The 3,866-nt window shown below is 72.3% G+C and carries 2 protein-coding genes and 1 pseudogene; all 3 read right to left on the minus strand.

From position 1 onward, the window contains the following. Nucleotides 1–16: 16 nt before the first annotated feature. Nucleotides 17–1,288 (minus strand): FHA domain-containing protein, encoded by a 1,272-nt coding sequence (locus SSBG_RS20025; protein ID WP_008747893.1) that lies wholly within the window; start codon nucleotides 1,286–1,288, stop codon nucleotides 17–19. 133 nt (nucleotides 1,289–1,421) lie between these two features. After that, the gene (locus tag SSBG_RS20030; RefSeq protein ID WP_008747894.1) at nucleotides 1,422–2,744 is read right to left on the minus strand and encodes a vWA domain-containing protein; all 1,323 of its coding nucleotides are present in this window, start codon (nucleotides 2,742–2,744) and stop codon (nucleotides 1,422–1,424) included. A 102-nt stretch (nucleotides 2,745–2,846) separates the two neighbouring features. Further along, nucleotides 2,847–3,662, minus strand: a pseudogene (locus SSBG_RS20035) (PP2C family protein-serine/threonine phosphatase); the annotation flags it as partial. Nucleotides 3,663–3,866: the final 204 nt, after the last annotated feature.

The following is a 3,866-nucleotide window of genomic DNA, read 5'->3' on the forward strand; positions in this document are numbered from 1 at the left end:
CCCTCGGTGGCGCGGGTCAGCCGCGGTGGATCGTGATCGTCGTCCAGGCGCCGACGTGCACGCGGTCGCCGTCGGAGAGCGGCTGGATCACGAAGGGCTGGATCGGTTCCTCCGAGCCGTTGACCGTCGTGCCGTTCGTGGAGTTCTGGTCCACGACGGCCCACGTGCCGTCCTGCTGCCGCGTCAGCACGGCGTGCTGGTGCGAGACCCCCGGGTCCTCCGGGGGTACCGACAGGTCGATGTCGGGGGTGTTGCCCGTCGAGTGCCTGCGGCGGCCGATCGTGACCTGGCTCCCGGTCAGCTCGACGCGCTGCTCGGGCGAGTACGCGGGCAGGCTGAGCCCGTTCGCCTCGGGGCCGCTGCGCTGCATCATCGCCAGGAAGTACTCGCGATCGGGGCCGTACGTGGCGCTCCAGGCACCCGTCGCGGGCCCGGCGTGACCGCCGTGACCGGTCGCGAACGGGTCGGCGTGACCACCGGGGCCGGGGATGCCGGGGTGGCCGGGGCCGGGGCCGTGACCGGTGTGGCCCGGGCCGTTGGGCGCCGAGGTGGGCAGCCCGCCCTGCGGTCCCGGTCCGCCGGGCCCCGGGCCGTTCGGCGGGTAGGGGGCCGGTGGGGCGATGGGCCAGTCGTCCACGGCCGGCTGCTGGTGCTGCGGCGGCTGCGTGGTGGCCGGGCCCGGCGCGTAGCCGCTCGTCTGCTGGTACGGGTCGGGGAAGCCGCCGGGAGCGGAGTGGGCACCCTGCTCACCCCCCGCGGCATGACCGCCGTGGCCCCCTTGGCCACCCTGACCGCCGTGGCCGCCCTGACCCGCGTGGCCGCTCTGGCCGCCGTGGTTCGCGGGGTCGCCGCCCGGGTAGGGCTGCTGCTCCTGCTCGGTCTGTCCGGGGTAACCGGGGCCGGGCCGCTGGATCATGTCCGGGACGATCGGCTCGGGCGGCCTGTTGATCCTGGAGGGCCGCGACTCCTGGTACTCGTGCGTCTGGGGACCGGGGAAGCCGCCGCCGGCGGGCGGTGCGGGCGCCGCGGGTACGTAGCTCGTCGCCGTACCGGTCAGGAAGTTCCAGCGGCAGTGCTCGCAGAACGGGCCACCGGACTCGTGGGGCGTACCGCACTGCGGGCAGCGCTCGGCCTCCGGCCGGTTCCCGCTGTGCGGGTATCCGTACGGGCTGGGCGCGGGGGGCGGGGAAGGCGGCGGCACAGGTCCGCCCGACCCGGCCATGCGATGGCCGCAGATCTCGCACCAGTCGTCGGAGCTCGACTGATGTCCGTTCGGGCAGGTCGGCATGTCGGCGCTTCCTCCTCTCCTTCTCTTCTCCGGCCTCCCGGCCGGTCACTTGCTGCTGCACATCCGGCCCGGCGGGTCCGGAAAGGCGGGCTCACCGCCGCACGTGCGTCGTGCGACGGGCGGCGCGCGAGGGCTACTTCCTGACCCGCACGGTCTTGGTGGACCGTGTTTCGAGGGTCATCTCGTCCGCCTCCGTCACTTTCGCCTTCAGTCGCACAGTACCCGCAGGCGCATCCACGACGTCCACCACCTTGGCGAGCAGCTTGGCCGTCGCCTCGTTCCCCGAGGCGTGCGCGAGCTGGACCGCGCGGCCCAGTCGCGCGGTGGCGCGTTCCTGGTCACCGGACTTGCGGGCCTGGAGCCCCTCCCGTACCGCGCCCGCCAGTTCGGCCTGCCCCGTGTAGTGCGCGACCTGCGGGTTGAGCTGCGTGGACGCCGCGATGTCATCGGTCCACACGGCCCGCACGAGGCCCTGCCCGAGCCGGGTCGCCGAGCCGTCGGGGGCCGGCACGACGAGCGACACCCGCGCGGCGAGCATCTCCTGGCCGAGCCCTGCGGGCGGCACCCGGACGCAGAAGTGGTAGTCGCGGGACTCGTCGCCCCACGAGCCCGTCGGGTAGTCGCCGGTGCGCGGTCCCGACTCGGTGCGGCGCGCGGTGAGATCCTCCACGCTGGGGGCGACCTGCTTGACGAAGGCGGGCTCGGCGCCCTGCGGGGTCCACAGCCGCAGTGCGACATCGGCGACCTCCTTGCCCATGACGTTCTCCATCATGCGCGTGAAGTCCTCGCTGAGCGCCTCCGGTTCGGCGACGATGTCGGCGCTGCCGAGCAGCGCGGAGGCGATCCCGGTGACCTCGGCCACCTCCCAGTCGGTGCCGACCCCGCGCGCGTCGCAGGTGAAGCGGCCCGCGCAGTCGTCGAGCGCGGCGCGCAGCTCCTCCGGGGTCTCGTGCTCGTTGCGCCCGTCGGTGAGCAGGATGCCGTGCCTGATCGGGACGGGCGCCTGGGAGAGCAGGCGCCCGGCGAGCTGCAGCCATCTGCCGACGGCGGTGCCGCCGGAGGCCCTGAGCGCGCGCAGTGCCTGCTTCGCCTCGGCCCGCGTGCGGTCGTCGGCGACCGCGAGCGCCCCGCCGCGCGGGTAGACCTCCCTGGCCACGTGCGTGCCCTCGATGACGGCGAAGCGGGTGCCGTCGCGGAGCGTGTCGAGCGCGGCCCCGGTGGCCTCCTTGGCGTGGTGGAGCTTGCTCGGCGGGTACTGCATCGAGCCCGAGCAGTCGACCATGAGCACCACGGCGGCGTCCTGGCCCGAGCCGGTGGCGCTGAGCGCGCCCGTGCCGCCGCCCGTCGCGGTCACCGTGACGACGGCGTGCACCTCGCCGGAACCCTCCGGCAGATACGGGTTCTGGTAGACCTCGACCTCGAACCGGGGCCCTTCGGGCTTCGAGAAATTCGCCATGACGCCGTTCCCCCTCTTCGATTCCTCACGTACCGAAACGCTTTTCCTCGTGTCCCGGCCGCCGCGGTGTCCCGCCCGCGCCCGGGTGCCGCCGCGGCGGCGTCACCGCGTCTCCAGCCGGACCGGTCCGCCCGGGGCCGGGTACGGGACGACGGCGACCGTGATGTTGTCGTGGCCGCCGCTGTCGAGCGCGTACCGCACGAGCGCGCGGGCCGCCTCCAGGGGGCGGCTCCCCGCGTCGGCGGGCAGCAGCGCCGCCATCGCCTCCGCGCTCTCCGCGTAGTTCCACAGCCCGTCCGTGCACACCACGACCGCCCCGGGCGCTTCGGGCCGGAAGGCGGCGGTGTGCGGCTCCAGTTCGTAGGCGTCGGCGCCGAGCCAGCCCGTGATGGCGTGCGCGCGCTCGTCCGCGTACGCCTCCGCCTCGCTCAGCAGCCGGGCCGCGACCATCTGCGCCGCCCAGGAGTCGTCCTCGGTGAGCCGGTACGGCGTCGCGGAGCGGTCGGCGGGCACCCAGTAGACGCGGCTGTCGCCGACCCAGCCCACGACGAGCAGGTCCTCGGTGACGATCGCGGCGACGAGCGTGCACGCCGGGGCGTTCTGGCCGGGCTCCTCGGGCGGCAGGACCGGTTCGTCGGCGAGGACGTTGACGGCCTCGGCCGCCCGCTCGATCGCCTCCCGCATCGCCTGCTCGGGGCGGGTGCCGCGCGGCAGCGAGGCCATGAGCGCGGCCTCGGCGGTCTGCGCGGCGGCGAGCGAGGCGGCGTCGGGGCGCGTCGCCGAGGACACGCCGTCGCACACGACAGCGACCGCGGCGGTGGGCCCGTCGGGCAGCGAGGTCGCCGCGACCGCGAAGGCGTCCTCGTTGCGGTGATGGCGCAGCCCCCGGTCGCTCACGGCCGCCAGGGTGCTCAGCTCTTTGCCGTGTGAATTTGCGTTGAGGGCTTTTTAAGCTCCATAGATTCCGATTATTATATTTCTGCTTTCTGTATCGACTCTTTTTTTTCATATATATCTATTCTTGTATTCATTACTTATATTCTTTAAAATTAATCACTGCTTTTTTTGTTTTTTCGTTTTGTTGCTTTTTCTATGTTATTACTCATTTTTTTTTTTTTTTTT

The organism is Streptomyces sp. SPB074 (genome assembly GCF_000154905.1).
Lineage (GTDB): Bacteria > Actinomycetota > Actinomycetes > Streptomycetales > Streptomycetaceae > Streptomyces.